This window comes from Paenibacillus tuaregi, from assembly GCF_900086655.1.
Lineage (GTDB): Bacteria > Bacillota > Bacilli > Paenibacillales > Paenibacillaceae > Fontibacillus > Fontibacillus tuaregi.
Genome location: NZ_LT575476.1, coordinates 2,639,956 through 2,658,858, shown reverse-complemented (window position 1 = coordinate 2,658,858; position 18,903 = coordinate 2,639,956). Strand labels below are relative to the sequence as shown.

Below are 18,903 nucleotides of genomic sequence, written 5' to 3'. Positions count from 1 at the left end.
GCGAACGTCGGAGCCAGATATTTAAACTCTTGTGAAAGCTGTCGGACGAACGACGTGCGCAATCAAACAGCACATAAATGATGTCGGAGATGGAAGAAACGGTCAAATGAACAGAAACACCGATTCAAAAAATAAAATACTTAAAGAATGATCTTATATCTGATATTACTGGGGGTATAGGCAGATCAGCTGTCCGGGTTCAACAGCTTGCTCTTCTCTTCGGAATGTTCAAAAGCCTCGAGAATGGAAGCGAGCAGACCAGGAAAACGAAGATTCAAGTCTTCCGCCCGCAGAGTCACGATTCTCTGCGTTCCATGAGGACGCACCTGAACAATGCCTGATTCACGGAGATTCTTGATATGATGAGACGCTGTGGATTTGACCACAGGAACGTTAATTTCACCGCAGGGGCGTTCACCGGCTTGATACAGTTCAGAAACGATTAACAGACGAATGGGATCGCTTAGTGCATTAAGTACCGTGGATAAATGAATATCCGCCCGGTCGGGATGATATAAGAGCTTCACGGGAGGCCCTCCTTTTTTTACTGATGATTGCATTATAACACAAACCGTGCTATATTATTTTCAAATTTCGATAACAATCGAACAATAGAAATTGGATGGTGGAGAAAATGAATAAAAAAACAGTACCAGCCGAATCTAACGGACAGGAACCGGCCGTAATAAATGAACGGGCTGTAGTCATTTTACTAGGTGTAGCGATCGTCCTGGTCATCATGAATACCATGATGTTCAATCTGGCTCTGCCTGATGTTGCAGTCGCTTTTCATCTGACACCTGCGTTAACCTCGTGGATTGTCACTGGATATTCGATCGTTTTTGCCGTCTCGTCTATTACATACAGCCGTATTGCCGATTTTGTACCGATCCGCAGGCTGTTCATAATAGGTATCTTGTCACTGAGTCTTGCTGCCATAGCAGGGTTGTTCAGCAACAGTTTCATGATGCTTCTAATTGTACGGCTCGTTCAAGCCACTGGCGCGGGTTCGATTCTTGCGCTGACGATGGTTCTGAACTCCCGTTACATTCCGGTTGAGCGCCGCGGCAAGGCGATGAGCATTACCATGTCCTCCGTCTCGATGGGTCTTGGACTGGGTCCGGTTATTGGTGGAGCCATTGTCGAGTATTTAGGCTGGCATATGTTGTTTGTAGTTACCGCAATCACGATGCTTCTGATACCGCTGTTCGTCATTTTTATTCCAAAAGAGAGTGTGCAGAAGGGGTCTTTCGATTTCCTGGGCGCATTGTTCATTAGCGTGGGCACGACAGGCCTGCTAATTGCCTTAACGAATCATTCCTGGATTGGTCTGGCTGGAGGGATTGTATCGCTTGTGTTGTTCGCTGCCCGGATTCGCTCGGCGAAGGAACCGTTTGTCCTGCCATCCCTGTTCCAGAACCGCCGCTATCTGATCCTGGCAGCGGTCGGTATCGCTGCTTATCTCTGCAGCTTTGCGACCTTGTTCCTGATGCCGCAGATTCTGGTGAAACAGTACAGTCTAAGCGCCATCCAGGCGGGAATGGTGATTTTTCCGGGATCGTTCCTGGCCATGATTGTCTCTCAGCGGGTCGGTCGGTTTATTGATTCTCGTGGCAACAACCCTATTCTTCGGATTATCCCGGTGTTCTTCCTGGTAGCCGTCGTCTTGTTTGCATTATTTGAGGGAAGCTCATATGTAGCCATCATCTTCATTTACATGCTGATGAGCACCTGCTTCACAATTCTGTCGAGCAGCGTATCCAACGAAATTTCCCGTATTCTGCTGCCGGCCGAGATGGGCTCCGGGATGGGGCTGTACCAGCTGCTGCAGTTCTGCAGCGGAGCCATGGGGGTTGCTGCTTCTGCCAGCGCACTGGCGATGCAAAAGAATCTGCCAATGGGCATGGCCTACAGCAATATTTACTGGGGGCTGACCATCATCGTCATCGTATCTATTAGCTGTGCGGTGCTCTACCTGAGATCAGCCATGCAACACCAGCCGCAAGTGTAACTGCTTTAACCATAGCATTTCAAAAGCCTGAAAATCCTGCTGGACGGATCTTGGGCTTTTGTCTTTTTAACGCAATATTTTTCTGTGGTAAGTCCAATGATACTTATTGTCAGCCTATCGAATAGATGTTTAATTAAATAATTGAGATCCAATATACTTACTTTGAATTATCGAAATAAATGACCGACTGTTCCGACAGAGGATTGCGCAGGAATGGCGTGATACCTCTGTCTTTTTGTATATTAATACTAGTGGGATTGAAATGGGTGAGTCGCTATTGTGGCGAAGGAGGATTCCCGATTAGTATTCTCAATGAATCCGCGTTTACTGAAGTTGCTGGAGGGAACCAATAACTTCCATTATTGATTTATCTAATACAATTATTTTGGTACATAAACGAGCTCGCGACAAACAAGAAATCGTTGGTCATGGCCTTATCAATTTTGAAAAATTGATCAAGATATGAAAGAATTAACTGACGATATTATTGAAATTGGGATGGGTTCATTACATTGGCCGAAGAGGAAGGAAATGATGGAGGGATACATATGATAAATATAATTGAAGAGCTTAAGAAAATGTCCCAAAAAAGAGGGTTTGAAAATAAAAACGATTTTCAACAGTTGCTGGAAAGATGTAAGGATATAACGTTGTCAAATGAAGATGTTGAATTTTTAATAGAACTATATTTTAAGGCTAAAAATTTGTACATTCGCAACACAATATTGAAAGCACTTGTGTTCTGTGAAGATATTGATTTAAAGGAATTCTTCTTAAAAGCGTTTAAAAAAGAGCGCTACCTAGACATGAGATTGACTGCAATTCGAGGCTATGCAAAGTATGCGACTGAGAAAGAAGTAGAGAAACTGATGTCTAAATTCATAGAAATTCTGATGAAACGTCCTGAAAGCACCCCTTATAACTTTCAAGAATATGAGCTGCTTCGTTCTGCTTTTGGGCTGCCGTATTTAGTAAATCAATATGGATATGCTTGTTTTATTCAGGCATATGAGCAGGAAGAAAAACAATATAATGCCATGCCAGATGCTTTCAAAGGACATTTTACTTTAAATGAAAAAGGGGATATTGTCCAACTTCGCTCATTAGGAGAAAGCAAGAAGATGCTTGATGAATTTAGGAGCAGAGGTAATTGAAGCTTGAAAGGAAGTGACACTAATGATAAAACAACATCTGTTATTTAAATTCACCAAAGAATTCAACTAACGGGAAACGTTAGTTTAGTAAATCCGAGAAGCAGCCGACCATAGTGATCGGCTGCTTTTGTTTAACTAACGGACAGAATAGCATAATATCGCGAATAATATATACATAAACTGACTCTTCCTATGATACGTTTGTGGAGACGTATTAAGCGGTACATTAGCTTCGAGTACAAACGTTCCTGTCCTTGCGTTTAGCAATCGATTAGTTACTCGAAGTTCTCAATCACAATTTTACCTGTCATACGTCCTTCTTCCAGCATTGCATGGGCTTTACGCAAATTGGCTGCATTGATGGGAGAGAGGATCTGGGCAACCGTAGTTCGTAAGCGTCCTTCATCGATCATACGGGAAACTTCGTTTAACAGGTTGTGCTGTTCAATCATATCCGAAGTCTGGAATAATGGTCTGGTGAACATCAGCTCCCAGGCAAAAGTGACGCTTTTGTTTTTCAGTAAGGTCAGATCAAGCAGCTCATCCGTCTCTACAATGGAGCAGATTTTCCCTTGAGGAGCAATGGCTTCAGCCATATTGACCCAATGCTTCTCCGTACTGTTCAAGCAGAAAATATAGTCAACGTGTTCCAAGCCCAGCGCTTTAAGCTGAGGGAGAAATGCTTCGTAATGATTGATGATGTGATCAGCTCCCATGTTTTTAGCCCAATCAGAAGATTCAGGGCGTGAAGCTGTGCCGATGACAGTCAAGCCAGCGTGTTTGGCCAGTTGTGTCGCAATAGAACCAACACCACCCGCCGCCCCGATGATCAAAATGGTTTTGCCTTCGTTGCGCTCGGTGGCTGCAGACACGCCCAAACGATCAAATAATCCTTCCCAAGCGGTGATAGCGGTTAACGGCAGAGCGGCTGCATGCGCAAATTCCAGTGTTGCTGGTTTAAAACCGACGATTCTCTCATCAACGAGGTGAAACTCGCTATTCCCACCAGGACGGGCAATGCTGCCGGCATAATACACTTCATCGCCAGGTTTGAACAGTGAGGATTCTGGTCCGGCTTGTTCGACGACACCAGCAACATCCCAACCGAGAACCTTTGGCACGTTTTCGGTCCGATTTTTGGGAGCGCGCACTTTAACGTCGACGGGATTAACAGAAATGGCTTTGACTCGGATCAGCAAGTCTCTCCCTGTAGGTTCAGGTACATCCATCATGACGTCCAGCAAGCTCTCAGGTTGATTAATGGGTAAATACTTCAGCAAGCCGATAGCTTTCATTTGTGGTTTTGACATTGTCGTTTCCTCCTTGAATATATATCACTTATTGCTTTCTGGTTGTAATATAACGTATATTAACTATCATGAATAGTACGCACATTAGTGTGATGTAGTATCAATTTGTATACTGTTAAAAGAGGAGGATAAATACATGCGTGACCGCAAATCGGGATATGGCCAATGCCCGAATGAAGAAGGTTGTCCCGTCGAGTATACGTTGGATGTCATTGGCGGCAAGTGGAAGGGTGTACTTTTGTATCATATGATCGAAGGTCCCGTACGATTTAATGAGTTTCGCAGAATATGTCCGACCATTACACAGAGAATGCTGGCGCTACAGCTTCGAGAGCTTGAAGAAGACGGGATCGTACACCGTGAAGTGTACCCGCAAGTTCCTCCCAAAGTGGAATACTCGCTATCGGAATTCGGACGCACATTAGTGCCGATCATTATCGAAATGAAAATCTGGGGAGAAAAACATAAAAATTTATCAAGTGCTACTTCTAGACAGACAGAAAACGTGGTTGAATCCATGGTAGATTCGATGTGACTTTCTCCTTATAACTATACTATTTAAAGTGTATATTTAATTAATTAAAATCCTCTCCCTAGTTCATTGAACTAACGGGAAACGATAGCATGATAACAAAAAAGAAAGCAGCAGATCCATGTGATCTTGCTGCTTTTGTTTACTAACGGGCAGACTAGTTGAATTAGAACCACCGCTGACAAGCAATACACCGTTAATCTTTACGTAATTATGATTAACGGTTTTCATCTATGATCTTATAAGTATTAACGTGAGTTTGTATTTTCTCTTAGTACCAATGTTAAGGATGATATCAGGAGTACTAGTATACTACCTAATAACAACCAAGCGACATTTTTAAAAACAACTAAAGTACGGGCTTGTTAGCTTAAGTTGCTATCTGAGCATTTAATAAGAGAGCTCTGTTATTCGCTAAAAATAGTGATTTTCGCCAAAGGATAAACTACCAACTTAAGCGAATGCAAGAATCTGAGCCGATTACCGATTAGATAAATATCTAACCATGTTTCCATGCAATTTCATTAAGCTAACGGGCAGAGTAGTTCTAAATAAGTTGCCTAATTTATCTTTATTAATGGTACAATTTGCTGTACCTACGTATTTTTCGGCTGGATAGATACGAATTGTGTAAAATGGGAGGGTATTCAAATTAAACGTAAGGAAACGGGATGCAAGCGAGACCGGTTCCGATTCAAAGAGCAAGAGAGTCCGTTCTGTGCGGATGTTGACGGCCGGTATAGCTGTCCGTGGTATAATGGATCCTTGGCCCATGCTGATCAACCTTGATGCGCAGCATCCGGCATTGGCATGGCTTTCCTGGAAGTCGGATCTATTTGTCGTCCAGACCTGTGTTGCTTGCAGTTGTAACGGTACGGTGTATATAGGGACTGATAGGGCAGGGAGAGCCTGCCTGGAATGAACATAATGCAATGTCGTAAGGAGCGGAAGAAACTGACTTAAAGAATCGTTATCATTCAAAGATAAGGAGAGGATAAGCGGAACATGAATGTGGAAGTGTATACGTTAAATGCGTTTGCGAAAGGGGAGCGTGGTGGTAATCCAGCAGGCGTTGTCTTGGAGGGTGACCTTTCGCTGTATGCTGCCGATATGCAGCTTATAGCGAAAGAATTGGGCTTTTCAGAGACGGCCTTTATGGAAAAATCCCTGCTTGCGGATTACAAAATCCGCTATTTCACCCCCGCCAGCGAAGTTGATCTGTGCGGACATGCCACGATTGCTGCATTTGGACTAATGCATTCGCTGGGCTTGGTAAAGGAAGGGACCTCCTATAAGATAGAAACCAAGGCAGGGATTTTGGATGTCGATATTAGCTCTGAGGGTCTTGTTTATTTGTCACAAGCCTTACCACAATTTCTTGAAAGGATATCCTGTGAGGAAATCGCCCCATCTTTGGGGATGGATGCCGAGGATCTGGAAACCGGGTTGCCCATCCAGATTGTTTCGACGGGGCTGCGGGACATTTTGATCCCGATCCGCAGCAGGAAGCTCTTGAATGAAGTTCAGCCAAATTTTGACGCCATAACCGCCATCAGCAAAAAATATGATGTAGTTGGATATCACCTGTTCACGATGGATACTCCAGACGATGCTGCTGCGGAATGTCGGAATTTTGCGCCGCTGTACGATATTCCCGAGGAGAGCGCGACAGGAACATCCAACGGTGCCCTGCTCAGCTATTTGTACCAACATGGCCAACTGTCTTTGCGGGAAGTGGAGCACGTCACGTTCAGACAAGGGTATTCGATGAATTGTCCTTCTGAAATTAAGGTAGGAATGCGCCTGAGCGAGAGCGGTGAAATCAACCAGGTTCGGGTTGGCGGAGCAGTGGTTGGCATTGAACGAAGACATATCACAATATAAGTGAAATCAAACTGGCTGTTTGCAGCTACGGTACCTTACGGGGCAACGGGAGGATTCTGCTACTGGCGAGTCTAGATAGCGGAGGATGCTTGCGTGAGCAGACGACGGGTTAACATTACTTCATCCAAGCTGTCGTTTCCCTTGATTTTGATCGTTTTGCGGCGTTTCTTTCCTTCCTGAAATGTCGAGTTGAAAACGGGGGAATGTCGAGGGACAAGAACTTGGTCCCATTGAAGTCGCTATTTTAGCGGCTTTTTTATTTTATCGGTACAAATTCTTGTGTCCCAAGCCAAGGACAGGAACTTGTACCGATTAGATGTATATCTAAACACAGCATCCAGCGACATACGATACACTCTTTAAAATGGGTCCAGCATTAGAAATTGACCCATCCGATCCAACAACGTAATTTTTTTCCGTATTATGATACGAGTGCATTCATTGAACCACTTAGACTGCAAAATAACTATTTAGATTTAAGCAAGGGATCGATTCGTGAAACTGGCAGGAAATGAGTTGCCGGGTGGTCAGCGTAAGTAATCTCACCCTAATTGATGTATAATCACCCATATTAGTTAAGAAAGGCAGTTGATCATCCTAATCAACGTCATCTTCAGGTAATCGTTAACTGAAGACTACGAATCATCGCACCACTAAAATCGTTCTTTTAATGCATCTTAGGAGGAAATTATGGAATTAAGAGTGCTTCGATATTTTTTAACAGTTGCCCGTGTAGAGAATATAACGCATGCAGCAACGATTCTCCATGTAACACAACCTACGTTAAGTAGGCAATTGGCTGATTTGGAGAAAGATTTAGGAACCCAACTGTTTACCCGTGGGAAAAGCAAAATTACACTAACGGAGGCAGGTATGCTTTTGCGTCAAAGGGCAGAGGAGATCCTTACTCTTGCGGATAGAACGGAGAAGGAATTTAGGGATCAGCATAATCTGGTGGGAGGAACCCTCTCCATTGGAAGTGTTGAATCTTTAACATCTAATGTGATATTAAGTCTGCTAAAAGAGTTCAATGTCGAGTATCCACAGGTTAAGTACCATATTTTTAGTGGAACGGGCGATGACATAAAGGAGCGTATAGATAAAGGACTGCTCGACGTAGGTATTTTATTAGAGCCGATTCACATTGAGAAATATGATTTTATCAGGCTGCCTCAAAAAGAGCGCTGGGGAGTGCTTATGAAGAGCTCATCACCACTCGCACAGAATGAGTATGTAACTTCAACCGATTTAGTCGGGGTGCCTCTGCTCATATCCAGTCGATCTGTCGTACAAAACGAGATTGCAAGCTGGTTTGCCGATGAGTACGCACATCTAAACTTTGTAGCGACCTACAATTTAATATCTAACGTGCTTAACCTCGTCGAACAGGGGTTAGGAACTGCAATTTGTATTGAAGGTGCGCTTGCAATGAAGCAGTCTAACACGCTATGTTTTAGACCCTTTTACCCGGAACTTCAGTTTCCAACGGTGATTGTCTGGAAAAAACATAAGATATTCAGTCAAACTGCAGTACGTTTTTTGGAGCATATCAAACATGCTTTTCAAGCATAATAAAGTATAAATTATAGGTATTGGCTATAGCTGTTTATCTGATGATATTTTAAAGGTGTAATGAATGCAGCCTTTATGTTTTTTAGATAAATAGCTTTTTCTATTGTTTATTTAAAGCGCTTTCGGCTCCATTCATTTAGACGGCAACAACAAGAGGGGGCGGTATGGATGAGCAAGAAATATGAGAAGTTAGCTCAGGATATTGTAGAGAAAGTGGGCGGTAGTGAGAATGTATCCACGCTGACTCACTGTATGACCAGGCTTAGATTTGCACTGAATGACAATAGCAAGGCAGATCAAAATGCGCTTAAGTCGTTCGATGGTGTTATTGATGCTATCGAGAGTGGTGGACAGTTCCAGGTCGTTATTGGGACACATGTTGAAGACGTTTACAAAGAAGTGATCAAGCACCTTAAACCTAACATGAGTTCATCGGAAGAGCCAACTGATGCTAGAAAAGTTAGTGTTTTGGGGAAATTAATTGATTTCATATCTGGAACTTTTAGCCCAATCGTTCCTGCTATAGCTGGCGCCGGTATGATCAAGGCAGTACTCGCGCTACTGATTTTGTTCAAGTGGATATCTAAAGATTCCCAAACTTACTATGTAGTCAGTCTTATGTCGGATGCCATTTTCTACTTCTTACCGTTTCTATTGGCATATTCGGCTGCGAATAAATTAAAATGTAGTCCCGTTCTGGCACTCGTTTTAGCGGGTATTTTACTTCATCCAAACTTGACGCAATTGCGTTTAGATGGGAATGCCGTGAGTGTTTTTGGAATCCCACTAACCCTTGTATCTTATAGCTCATCAGTGGTCCCAATTCTCTTGATCGTTTGGTCACAATCCTATATTGAATCTATGTTTAAGAAGATCATTCCTAATGCAGTAAAAATTATTTTTGTTCCGATGTGCACCATTTTAGTTGCGGGAATTCTCGCTTTAACCGTATTGGGGCCACTGGGGTCATTTTTCGGAACATATTTAGCTATGGGCTTTGATTTATTGGGTGCACATGGTAGCTGGCTGGTTATTTTCCTTGTTGCAACCTTCTGGCCAATACTGGTTATGTTTGGACTGCACCATAATATTGTTCCTCTATCCATCGCTCAAATTACCACATCAGGTTATGAGAATATCCTCGGTCCGGGAGCGATGATCAACTGTATTGGACAAGGTGTGGCGGCATTAGTTGTAGGGATGAGAACCAAGGACAAAGCATTAAAACAAATCTCAGCTTCCAGTGGTATTACAGCGTTGATGGGAATTACGGAACCAGCTCTTTATGGTGTGAATTTACCGAAGAGATACCCACTTGTAGCGGGTATGATTGGAGCTGCCATTGGAGGACTCTATGCAGGGGTAATGGATGTTTCTCGTTATGCGACAGGCGCTTCAGGAATTCCAGCGATTCCGTTGTACATTGGTGAAAATATCTGGAATCTATATAACATTCTGATCGCACTAGTTATAACAACTGTTGTGACGGCAGCACTGACCTATTTGCTCAGTTTGAAATACGAAAAAGACCTACCCGCTCAAAATCCTGTTGCAAGCACGGACGAGGTGAGTGCGGTTCCGGATGAAGTCATTGCAATTAAAGATTCCGTTATTACGACTCCAATCAAAGGTCAGATCATTCCACTCCAGGACGTACAGGATGCAGCTTTTGCTGCTGAGGCCATGGGGAAAGGAATTGCGATAGAACCTAGTGAGGGCAAAGTAATCGCTCCTTTTGATGGCAAGATTGTATCCTTGTTTCCTAAGAAACATGCGATGGGGTTATTGTCCGATGAGGGGGTCGAAATTCTAATTCATGTTGGCTTAAATACAGTGAAACTGAATGGGAAATACTTTGAAGCTTTTGTTGAAGAAGGTCAGAGAATTACGAAAGGACAGACACTGATAACCTTTGATCTGGAAAAAATCAGACAGGAGGGCTATGTTACTCAAACGCCTATCATTGTCACCAATTCCTATAGTTACTCAGATGTAATACCAGAAACCAGTCAGCAAAATGTTGATTTTGTCAATACGTTGTTGGTTGTAAAAGCGTAACAATTATTTAAATTGAGGAGTGTTATAGATGGCACTAAGAGAAGATTTTCTGTGGGGTGGAGCCGTTGCGGCCAATCAATGCGAAGGGGGATATAGAGAAGGTAACAAGGGACTATCCACCGTTGATGTCATTCCGGCAGGCAAGGATCGTGTTCCTGTGTTGCGAGGTAAAATGAAAATGCTGGAATGTGATAATGAGCATTTCTATCCAAGTCATGAGGCGATCGATTTTTATCATCGCTACAAAGAAGACATTGCCTTGCTTGCTGAAATGGGCTTTAAATGTTTCCGTTTATCGTTGGCATGGACAAGAATCTTCCCTAATGGAGATGACGAGCTTCCAAACGAAGAGGGCTTGAAATTTTATGATGATGTGTTCGACGAGTGCTTGAAATATGGGATCGAGCCATTAGTAACGATTACCCACTTTGATGTGCCCATCCATTTGGTGAAAACGATCGGTTCGTGGAGAAGTCGGAAAATGGTTGATCATTATGAGAGATTGTGTGAAACGATCTTCAACCGTTATCAGCATAAAGTGAAATACTGGCTTACTTTTAACGAAATCAACATGTTGTTACACCTGCCTTTCGGAAGTTCCGGGCTTGTCTTTGAAGAAGGCGAAAATGAAGATGTTGTTAAGTATCAGGCTGCTCATCATCAGTTAATTGCAAGTGCAAAAGCAACTCAAATTGCTCGTAGAATCAATCCCGAGATGAAGATTGGCTGTATGTTGGCGGGTGCCAACACGTATCCGTATACGTGTGCACCAAAGGATGTCTGGAAAGCAATGACAAGAGATCGTGAGCATTATTTCTTCGTCGATGTACAATCCCGTGGCGAGTATCCGAATTATGCGAAGAAAATGTTAGAACGAATGAATATTAATATCGTGATGGAAGACGGAGATGAGGAATGCTTACGAAACAATACCGTTGATTTTATATCCTTCAGCTATTATGGTTCAAGGTTAACAAGTGCAGATCCGGAAGTGAATACAAAAACGGCGGCCAACCTGTTCCCAACACTGCGCAACCCACATCTGAGAACGAGTGAATGGGGATGGCAAATCGATTCGGAAGGTTTAAGAATTACATTGAACTCATTATATGACCGTTATCAGAAGCCGCTATTTATCGTCGAAAATGGATTGGGTGCGATCGATACGCCTGACGAGATGGGGGTTATTGCAGATGATTACCGAATTGAGTATTTGCGTGAACATATCCAAGCCTTTATAACCGCCGTGGAGGAAGATGGCGTAGATTTGTTGGGGTACACAACTTGGGGATGTATTGATTTAGTAAGCTCTAGTTCGGGGCAAATGAGTAAAAGATACGGCTTTATTTATGTTGATAAAGATGACGATGGCAAGGGTACATTGAAACGCAGCAAGAAAAAATCGTTTGATTGGTATAAAAAAGTCATTGAAAGCAATGGTAAAGTGCTCTAAACGGATGAGCAATAACGCATAGAGTCATTGGCTTTATGCGTTATTTCGTTCTCCCATACAACGGAGTAAAGACATAAAGGGGTTGGTCGGCCATCCCTCGGTAGAGGTACGCAAGGGACCTTTCTAAAGATAACTTCTCGATTTAAGCCTTGATTTTTTCCTTCGGTTACATTCACTTCAACAGTTCAAGAATAGCCTTCTTGATGGCTTCTTGGGACGTGAGTTCTCTTCGACCCACTTTAGTCATTTTTAATGTCCTTCATCTTAAGATAATCGGCAATTATAGATCAATTGTTGAGTAACGCACACATTGCGGGGAAATGATCATTGAAAGCATATGATTTCTGTATAAAATTATAAACACGAGTTGATTAAACAACCAATGTTCATTTCAAGCCGAGGAGTCCATTCGGGTTTAGCACACACTATAAATGCTTTTGATTGCAGGCTGTACCGATTGACAGGAAAGATCTTAAAACCCAATTACGATATCATCTCGTTGGAAATATGGGGACGGTCCATACTTGGATTCGATGATCAGTACGAGAGCCCGTTCCGTGACAGTATTTTTATACTCTTCAGGGAAAGAAAAGGAGGAACGATCAAATGGATTATACGAAACTAGGAAATACCGGATTGGACGTATCCCGGATTTGTCTTGGATGTATGGGCTTTGGCGAAGCATTGAAAGGCCATCATCGGTGGGTTCTTGATGAGGAGCGGGCACGTCCGATCATCAAGAAAGCTTTGGAGCTTGGAATTAATTTTTTTGATACAGCGAATGTCTATGCTGAGGGAACAAGTGAGGAGATTGTCGGAAATGCATTAAAGGATTATGCGAACCGTGACGAAATTGTTATCGCGACCAAAATCCATGGACGAATGCATCCAGGTCCCAACGGAGCCGGACTTTCCCGTAAAGCGATCATGAGCGAAATCGATAAGAGCCTTAAGAGGCTAAAAACTGACTATGTTGATTTGTACCAAATTCATCGCTGGGATCCAGGCACACCGATCGAAGAGACGATGGAGGCTCTTCACGACGTAGTTAAAGCAGGTAAAGCCCGTTACATTGGGGCTTCTGCCATGTGGGCATGGCAGTTTCAGAAGGCGTTACATGTAGCTGAGAAAAACGGGTGGACGCGATTTGTATCGATGCAGAATCATTTAAACCTCATTTACCGCGAAGAGGAGCGAGAGATGCTGCCGCTGTGCAAGGAAGAAAAAATCGGGGTCATACCCTATAGCCCGCTGGCAGGCGGAAGATTGGCCCGGGAGCAGGCTACACATCGAGCCGAAACCGATGAAATTGCCAAAGAAAAATACGATGCAACGGCAGATGCGGATCAATTGGTGGTAGACCGGGCAGCGAGTCTCGCGAAGAAACATGGCGTACGCCGGGTTCACATCGCACTTGCGTGGCTGCTCCACAAAGAACCGGTAACTTCTCCGATTGTCGGCGCGACAAAAATCTCCCAGCTCGAAGATGCGGAGGCCGCGCTTTCCATTTCATTAACGCCTGAAGAAATTGCATTTTTGGAAGAACCGTATGTACCGCACCGAGTCGTTGGTCATTTTTAAGACAAGGAGATCAGATGATGCCTGTATGTATTAACGAGTTAACGTGTATTTAAATAATCAAATCAGAAAAATACCAATTGGATGGAGAGTAATGAAGATGAAAACACTTGTACTTGTTTTTCACCCTAATTTTGGAGCTTCGCGTGTGAATCGACGCTTGACTGAAGAAATGGAGAAACAAGCTGGCGTTACCGTTCACCGTGTTTATGAGGCATATCCCGACGAGAACATCGACGTCGCAACCGAGCAAAGACTTCTTGAGCAGCACGATCGTATCGTTTTGCAATTTCCCTTTTATTGGTACAGCAGCCCTTCTTTGTTGAAAAAATGGGAGGATGCTGTCCTTACCTACGGCTGGGCTTATGGGAGCAAAGGCGATAAGCTCCACGGAAAAGAACTGCTGCTTGCTATTTCTGCCGGTGCAGCTAGAGAAAACTATTCGTCGGATGGCAATTTTAAATACACTGTTCCAGAGCTGCTACGACCTTTTCAGGCAACCAGTCATTTGATTGGGACACGCTATTTGACACCCTATATCTTGTATGGGGTTATGCAGCACCTATCAGACGAGGAGCTTGAACAAGCCGCCCGTAATTACGTGGACTATGTCCTAAACCCAGGACTTGAGCGGCTTGCTGTGCGGTAATCTTTTTAAAAGGTGTGGCACAAATGAAAAGGTCAGAGATTCGTGGGAGAACCCGATGCATTAGCAGAACAATGAATCGGTCAATTCAACTAACGTAGTAGGAGTTTTAGTAAATGACACATAAAGCAAAAAGAAACAGTCTTGGTTTTGCCCTAATATTGGCAACCTTTTCGGCATTGGGGCCGTTTACCGTCGACATGTATCTTGCGTCGCTTCCGCAAATTGGTGAATTTTTTGAAACAGGGGCATCGGCAGTTCAAGCGAGTTTAACTACTAGCCTGTTAGGGTTAGGTTTAGGACAGTTGATTATGGGACCTTTAAGTGACATTTATGGAAGGCGGCGGCCATTGCTGACTTCCATGGTCTTGTACATCCTTTCCTCGGTTGGGTGCGCTTTTGCACCAAGTATTCAATGGTTTATTGTTTTAAGATTCATCCAAGGGGCTGCGGCGTCCTCCGGACTCGTTATTTCTCGCGCGATTGTTCGCGATCGGTTTAGCGGGGTTGAGATGACTAAGTTTATATCGCTGCTTACGATGATAAGCAACGTGGCTCCGTTAATTTCCCCTACAGCCGGAAGTATAGTCGTATCCTATAGCTCATGGGTAGGTGTGTTTATTTTTTTGGGGGGACTAGGTATAGCATTGACTGGGATAACAACCTGGTGGATAAAGGAAAGTTTACCGATTCAGCAACGTGTGCCGAGCAGTTTCAGAACGTTGATTAAAAACTATAGCAACTTGTTTTGCGATCGCTCGTTTATGGGCTATGCCCTTGTCAACGGCATATTGTTCGCTGGAGTTTTTGCCTATGTTGCGGGCACTCCATTTATCTATCAGAACATATACGGTGTGTCACCGCAAATGTTTTCGATCCTCTTTGGTTTGAATGGCCTTGCTATTATTATGGGATCTCAATTCGTTAAACTTCTTGCAAGTAGGGTACCGGAACGTCAACTATTTTTGATCGGAATCATCACCGCCTTTATATCTGCTGCTGCAATTTTCTTAGTCGTATTGTCACATGCACCTTTATCTACCATATTTATTTCGATTTTTTTATTTGCTTTTTCCATTGGGATAATTGGACCCGTTTCTTTTACGTTAGCTATGGAGTCGCAGGGGCACATTGCTGGGAGCGCTTCGGCAGTGCTTGGTGCATTCCAATTTGCGTTAGGTGCTTTAACGTCCCCGCTTGTGGGAATTGCGGGTGAAAATTCTGCTCTACCTTTTGGAGTCGTTATTTTTTCGACCAGTTTGTTATCCATCATTACTTATATCGTTCTCATTAAGGGTATAAAAAGGTTACCCGGCAACAAAAACAGCTTAAATTCAAATAAATAACCAATCGTTGCCGAAACAGGGGGATTTAGCATGCAAAAGGTTACATTGAACAATGGTGTTGAAATGCCGATACTCGGATTTGGAGTTTATCAAATTGAAGATATAGAATTGTGTGAAGAATCGGTTTATAACGCCTTAATGGAAGGATATCGCTTGATTGATACCGCTGCAGGTTATGAAAACGAGGAAGCCGTTGGCCGTGCCATCAAGCGGAGTGGCGTGCCTAGAGAGGAGATATTTGTTACAACAAAGCTTTGGATTCAGGATGCAGGTTATGAGAGTGCAAAGAAAGCATTCGAAACATCACTTAAAAAACTGCAGCTGGATTATCTGGATCTGTATCTTATTCATATGCCGTTTGGCGATGTCCATGGTTCATGGCGTGCGATGGAGGAATTATTTCATCAGGGGAAGATCAGAGCAATCGGCGTAAGTAATTTTCTAAATGACCGCCTGATGGATCTAATCGTTCATCATGAAATCGTTCCTGCTGTTAACCAGGTTGAAACGCATGTATTCACACAACAAGTAGAAAATGCTCAATTTATGATGGATTTCGATGTTCAGATTGAATCATGGGGGCCATTAGCTGAAGGGAAAAACAACATATTTAAAAATGAACTATTGGTATCCATAGCTGAAAAACACCAAAAAACTGTAGCTCAAGTGGCTTTACGTTGGTTGATACAGAGAGGGGTTGTTGTGATTCCAAAATCCGTTCATAAGGAGAGAATCATCGAGAACTTCGATATCTTTAATTTTGAATTAAGTAGGGGAGATATGGAAAAGATCGCTACGTTAGATACCAAAAAGAGCTTAATCCTATCTCTTCATGATCCTGAAGAAGTGGAGCGGCTCAGCAACATGAAATTTTAATACTAATTTTCAGTAGTGGAAAAAACCTAATACTGGCTGCCCGTAGACAAGAGTTTCAGTAAGAAGGACAAGTTCCTAAGTTTCATACATCAAAAGAAATGGCTTGTTTTATGTTAAACCTTATGTTTAAGCGAGAAATATATTTAGAAAGTGGAGGATGGGTGTATGGATTATATTAAACTTGGAAATACGGGACTAGACGTATCTCGTCTCTGCCTTGGATGTATGGGCTTTGGTGTAGCTGAGCGGTGGACGCACCCGTGGGTACTGAATGAAGAAAACAGTCGCCCCATACTAAAACAGGCATTAGAGCTCGGAATCAATTTTTTTGATACAGCGAATGTATATTCAGACGGTACAAGTGAGGAGATTGTCGGGCGCGCTTTGAAGGATTATGCGAACCGAGACCAAATCGTAATAGCAACAAAGGTTTATTTCAAAATGCACGAAGGTGCGAACGGGAAGGGACTATCCCGGAAGGTAATTATGAGTGAAATCGATAAGAGTCTCAAACGCTTGGGTACCGATTATGTAGATCTGTATCAAATTCATAGATGGGATTACGAAACACCGATCGAAGAAACGATGGAGGCACTGCACGATGTGGTTAAAGCCGGAAAAGTCCGTTACATCGGGGCTTCCGCCATGTTTGCATGGCAGTTTCTAAAGGCGCAGCATGTAGCTGAGAATAATGGCTGGACCCGATTCGTCTCGATGCAGAACCATTATAACCTCATTTACCGCGAAGAAGAGCGTGAAATGATGCCGCTGTGTAAAGCCGAAAAAATCGGCGTAATCCCTTACAGCCCGCTTGCATCAGGACGATTGGCGCGAGATTGGTCGGAAGCGACGCATCGATCTCTAACAGATCAGGCTCAGAAATCCAAATATGACGCCACAGCCAATGCAGACCGGGTGATTGTGGAGCGGCTTGCATCCATTGCAAAAGAGCGGGGCGTTCCCCGTGCACAAGTTGCACTTGCCTGGTTGCTTCAAAAAGAACCAGTTACGGCTCCTATAATAGGTGCCACTAAAATTTCGCATCTCGAAGACGCTACGGCAGCTCTTGCGTTAACGCTCACACCGAAGGAGATGACTTTGCTGGAAGAATCGTATGTACCTCACCCGGTTGTGGGTGCATTGTAAGGATTTCAGTAATCTCATTTTATCGTAATATCAAACAGGAGGTTAGTTATGATGGATCGAATTGAAAAGAGTCAAGTCACGTATAAAAAACTGTTTGGCGATGGAGTGCCCGCGGCATACGCTACCGATCCTGATTTTCAGGACATTCTTAGCCGCTTCATTTTTGGGGAAGTATTTTATCAGGGGAGCCTGGACGATAAACTTCGCGAGCTGATTACCCTGGTTGTGCTTTCTGCCAATCAAACCTTACCCCAGATCAAGGCACATGCCCATGCCGCGCTTAACGTTGGGCTTACACCGATCGAAATCAAGGAAGCCATCTATCAATGCGCACCTTATTTAGGATTCCCGAAAACCCTGAATGCGATAGCGGAAATAAATGAAGTGTTCAAAGAAAGAAACATCCCACTGCCTCTCGAAAGCCAAAACCAGGTTGATGAAAATCATCGATTGGACCAAGGGCTTGCCATGCAGGTAGAGATATTTGGCGATGTGATTGAAAAAAATCGTAAGAATGCTCCCTCCAATCAAAAGCATATTCAGGACTATCTGTCGGCGTTCTGTTTTGGCGACTTTTATACCCGTGGAGGCCTGGATTCGAAAACACGGGAGCTGCTTACGCTCAGCATCATCAGCGCACTCGGAGGTGCCGAAAATCAAGTCAAGGCACATGTACAAGGAAATCTAAATGTCGGCAATGACAAGGAAACGATGATCGCAGCCATCACGCATAGCCTTCCATATATAGGATTCCCCAGATCATTAAATGCTTTGAGTTGCATAAATGAAATCATTCCGGAATAGCCGTGAACAAGAAGAAATTTACCAAGCATACGAAGGAGACAAAAACATGTTTAACGAAACTTACAAATTATCCAATGGTATTTAAATTCCCAAATTAGGTCTTGGTACCTGGATGCTAGATGATGAACAGACAGCACAGGCAGTGCGCGCTGTGATATCTCTTGGATATCGTCATATTGATACTGCTCAGATTTATATGAATGAAGCGGGTGTAGGCAAAGCAATCCTTTCCTGCGGTGTCGCAATAAAAGAACTTTTCATTACGACGAAGGTTGCTGCTGAAGTGAAGAACTACGATGCAGTTACGCAGTCCATTCATGAGTCACTAGCCAAATTGGTGAACCAATGTAAGAGGACAAGAACATATACCTTTTGTAATCCGCGCCTGGCGCGGATTTTTTATTATGGCTTTAGTCAGTTGAGTGCGTGAAACGCGCGAAACAAAAAACCACCCGCTATGCGGGTGGAGGAAACGAGGGTTTGACCAACAAGACCATCCCGATAAAATTGAGATGTTCAGGCTCAAAGAAAGG

The 18,903-nt window shown here is 43.4% G+C and carries 16 protein-coding genes; 14 read left to right on the top strand and 2 right to left on the bottom strand.

Going from position 1 to position 18,903, the window contains the following annotated elements:
- Positions 1 to 185 precede the first annotated feature (185 nt).
- On the bottom strand, positions 186 to 527 hold the full coding sequence (locus BN6628_RS12270; RefSeq protein WP_068617785.1) for an ArsR/SmtB family transcription factor: 342 nt from the start codon (positions 525 to 527) through the stop codon (positions 186 to 188).
- 107 nt (positions 528 to 634) lie between these two features.
- On the opposite strand from BN6628_RS12270, the gene BN6628_RS12265 reads away from it, so the two are divergent.
- Positions 635 to 2,011 (top strand): MFS transporter, encoded by a 1,377-nt coding sequence (locus tag BN6628_RS12265; RefSeq protein ID WP_068617783.1) that lies wholly within the window; start codon positions 635 to 637, stop codon positions 2,009 to 2,011.
- A 512-nt stretch (positions 2,012 to 2,523) separates the two neighbouring features.
- A complete protein-coding gene (locus BN6628_RS12260) occupies positions 2,524 to 3,165 on the top strand; it encodes a hypothetical protein (protein ID WP_235847627.1) in 642 nt (213 codons plus the stop codon).
- Between the two features lie 275 nt (positions 3,166 to 3,440).
- On the opposite strand, the gene BN6628_RS12255 is transcribed toward BN6628_RS12260, so the two are convergent.
- Positions 3,441 to 4,475, bottom strand: a complete 1,035-nt coding sequence (locus BN6628_RS12255; protein ID WP_068617779.1) for a zinc-binding alcohol dehydrogenase family protein — start codon at positions 4,473 to 4,475, stop codon at positions 3,441 to 3,443.
- A 136-nt stretch (positions 4,476 to 4,611) separates the two neighbouring features.
- Between BN6628_RS12255 and BN6628_RS12250 the strand changes: the two genes are divergently transcribed.
- From BN6628_RS12250 to BN6628_RS12195, 12 genes are all read left to right on the top strand, one after another.
- Positions 4,612 to 5,010 carry a winged helix-turn-helix transcriptional regulator gene (locus BN6628_RS12250; RefSeq protein ID WP_068617777.1) on the top strand — a complete coding sequence of 133 codons (399 nt, stop codon included), beginning with the start codon at positions 4,612 to 4,614 and terminating at the stop codon, positions 5,008 to 5,010.
- A 1,002-nt stretch (positions 5,011 to 6,012) separates the two neighbouring features.
- Positions 6,013 to 6,891, top strand: coding sequence for a PhzF family phenazine biosynthesis protein (locus BN6628_RS12245; RefSeq protein WP_068617775.1), 879 nt, complete (start codon positions 6,013 to 6,015; stop codon positions 6,889 to 6,891).
- 690 nt (positions 6,892 to 7,581) lie between these two features.
- Positions 7,582 to 8,463 (top strand): LysR family transcriptional regulator, encoded by an 882-nt coding sequence (locus tag BN6628_RS12240; RefSeq protein ID WP_068617773.1) that lies wholly within the window; start codon positions 7,582 to 7,584, stop codon positions 8,461 to 8,463.
- A 168-nt stretch (positions 8,464 to 8,631) separates the two neighbouring features.
- Positions 8,632 to 10,521 carry a beta-glucoside-specific PTS transporter subunit IIABC gene (locus tag BN6628_RS12235; protein WP_068617771.1) on the top strand — a complete coding sequence of 630 codons (1,890 nt, stop codon included), beginning with the start codon at positions 8,632 to 8,634 and terminating at the stop codon, positions 10,519 to 10,521.
- Positions 10,522 to 10,549: 28 nt separating this feature from the next.
- The gene (locus BN6628_RS12230; protein WP_068617769.1) at positions 10,550 to 11,974 is read left to right on the top strand and encodes a 6-phospho-beta-glucosidase; all 1,425 of its coding nucleotides are present in this window, start codon (positions 10,550 to 10,552) and stop codon (positions 11,972 to 11,974) included.
- Positions 11,975 to 12,580: 606 nt separating this feature from the next.
- Positions 12,581 to 13,555 carry an aldo/keto reductase gene (locus tag BN6628_RS12225; protein WP_068617767.1) on the top strand — a complete coding sequence of 325 codons (975 nt, stop codon included), beginning with the start codon at positions 12,581 to 12,583 and terminating at the stop codon, positions 13,553 to 13,555.
- A gap of 97 nt (positions 13,556 to 13,652) precedes the next feature.
- The gene (locus BN6628_RS12220; protein ID WP_068617765.1) at positions 13,653 to 14,201 is read left to right on the top strand and encodes an NAD(P)H-dependent oxidoreductase; all 549 of its coding nucleotides are present in this window, start codon (positions 13,653 to 13,655) and stop codon (positions 14,199 to 14,201) included.
- A 113-nt stretch (positions 14,202 to 14,314) separates the two neighbouring features.
- Positions 14,315 to 15,544, top strand: a complete 1,230-nt coding sequence (locus BN6628_RS12215; RefSeq protein ID WP_068617763.1) for a multidrug effflux MFS transporter — start codon at positions 14,315 to 14,317, stop codon at positions 15,542 to 15,544.
- A gap of 30 nt (positions 15,545 to 15,574) precedes the next feature.
- Positions 15,575 to 16,420, top strand: coding sequence for an aldo/keto reductase (locus BN6628_RS12210; protein ID WP_068617761.1), 846 nt, complete (start codon positions 15,575 to 15,577; stop codon positions 16,418 to 16,420).
- A gap of 165 nt (positions 16,421 to 16,585) precedes the next feature.
- Positions 16,586 to 17,566 carry an aldo/keto reductase gene (locus tag BN6628_RS12205; protein WP_068617759.1) on the top strand — a complete coding sequence of 327 codons (981 nt, stop codon included), beginning with the start codon at positions 16,586 to 16,588 and terminating at the stop codon, positions 17,564 to 17,566.
- Between the two features lie 48 nt (positions 17,567 to 17,614).
- Positions 17,615 to 18,370, top strand: a complete 756-nt coding sequence (locus BN6628_RS12200) for a carboxymuconolactone decarboxylase family protein (RefSeq protein ID WP_235847626.1) — start codon at positions 17,615 to 17,617, stop codon at positions 18,368 to 18,370.
- 85 nt (positions 18,371 to 18,455) lie between these two features.
- Positions 18,456 to 18,800: an aldo/keto reductase gene (locus BN6628_RS12195; RefSeq protein WP_262363168.1), complete on the top strand. Its 345-nt coding sequence runs from the start codon at positions 18,456 to 18,458 to the stop codon at positions 18,798 to 18,800.
- Positions 18,801 to 18,903: the final 103 nt, after the last annotated feature.